The sequence below is a fragment of the Lentilactobacillus diolivorans DSM 14421 genome, assembly GCF_001434255.1.
Lineage (GTDB): Bacteria > Bacillota > Bacilli > Lactobacillales > Lactobacillaceae > Lentilactobacillus > Lentilactobacillus diolivorans.
The window spans coordinates 1-1,471 of sequence record NZ_AZEY01000057.1; the positions used below are offsets into that span (position 1 = coordinate 1).

Genomic DNA, 1,471 nt, shown 5'->3' on the forward strand with positions numbered 1-1,471 from the left:
TGTTTTCGCAAACATCATTTTACAGAAATTTGGCCATGGGCCATTCTTTATTTAATCAGTGTTGCACTTAAAGTGTAAATTCAAGAATTAATATTACTAAGGTAATCGAGTGTACATAGCTCAATTTTTTAATTATGTCTATTACTATTTTTTCTATTATTTATTTTCAGTTTACAAAATGTGTATTTGAATATAAAAATATAAGCATATAAGATTAAATCAATTAGCACTCTCTCTGTTAAGAAGTATAAGAACATATATAGCCAAGAGGCTAAAAATACTTCCGGTTAATCCCAAATATCCTAAGCCAAAAGAACTAACTGTATATCCTCCCATAGCGGATCCAATAGCGACACCAACATTGGAAAAAATAGAATTAAAAGATGAAGCAAGGACAAGTGATTGAGGATAATGAATTTTGGCTATTTGCATATAATATAGTTGAATGGGCGAATTTTGTACTGACATTGTCAGAGCCATAGTAAATATCGCGATAAGTGATAACCATTTAAAGTTTCCGATTAAAAAGATCGTAATTAAACTTATTATTTGAATTAGTAGAAACTTTTGCAAATTTTTCATCCAATCTACATTAGCAATACGGCCACTAATTTGGTTGCTAATTAAGCCACAAAATCCGTAAAAAAATAAAATAAAAATTATAAGATTATGAGAAAAGCTGAATTTATAAATTAAAAGAGGCTTTAAATAAGTATAAATGGTGTAAATAGCTGCAAAATTAAAAACAGGGATTGTAATTCCTAAAAGAATATGTTTATTGCTTAAAATTGTTAATTGTTGAATTAGTCCACCATTTCCGCTTTGCTTTAGGTTATGTGGTAGTAAGTGATTTATAAAGAATACCAAGATTAAGGATAAGCTGAATATAGCCCAAAATATAAATCGCCAATTCAAATTATCACTTATCCATGTTCCTAAAGGAACTCCAAAAACGGAAGCGATGCTAAAACCAGAAAACACCCAGGACACCATCCAAGATCTTTTTTCTATAGGAGCAATGGCTGCAGCAAAAGTTATTGCAATAGATATTGAAGGGCCAGAAGCCAAGGCTGTGAGAATTCTACTAACGATTAACATAGCAAAATCGTTCGCTATTGCTGTAAGCAGATTTCCAATAGCAAACATCATAAAAAATATAATCAGCACCCTATATAAGGGAGTATGCCCCACAGATAGGTTAATTATTGGCGTTGTTATGGCATACACAAGAGCAAATAAAGTAACTAGCCCTCCCATATAACTAATAGATATGTGAAAACTATCAGATAAATTGTTTAGAATACCGACAACGATAAATTGACTTAATCCCATTAAAAATGCAAGGCTCGTTAGTAATATACATTGAATATTAATCTCTTTCATGAAGGATCTCCTAAATCTGATTTTATAAAAAAGGCAAATTCTATAATTAATCCGAACAGAAATTAAAAAGCCCAAAGCAATCACTTAC

General features: G+C 30.7%; 1 protein-coding gene. It reads right to left on the reverse strand.

Annotation, left to right across the window (positions count from 1 at the left end; translation table 11 throughout):
• Nucleotides 1-219: 219 nt before the first annotated feature.
• Nucleotides 220-1,383 (reverse strand): MFS transporter, encoded by a 1,164-nt coding sequence (locus FC85_RS05675; RefSeq protein WP_057864582.1) that lies wholly within the window; start codon nucleotides 1,381-1,383, stop codon nucleotides 220-222.
• Nucleotides 1,384-1,471: the final 88 nt, after the last annotated feature.

What these genes read in the sequence shown, in the direction of transcription:
- FC85_RS05675 (WP_057864582.1), bottom strand. Translation starts at nt 1,383, where the DNA reads ATGAAAGAGATTAATATTCAATGTATATTACTAACGAGCCTTGCATTT.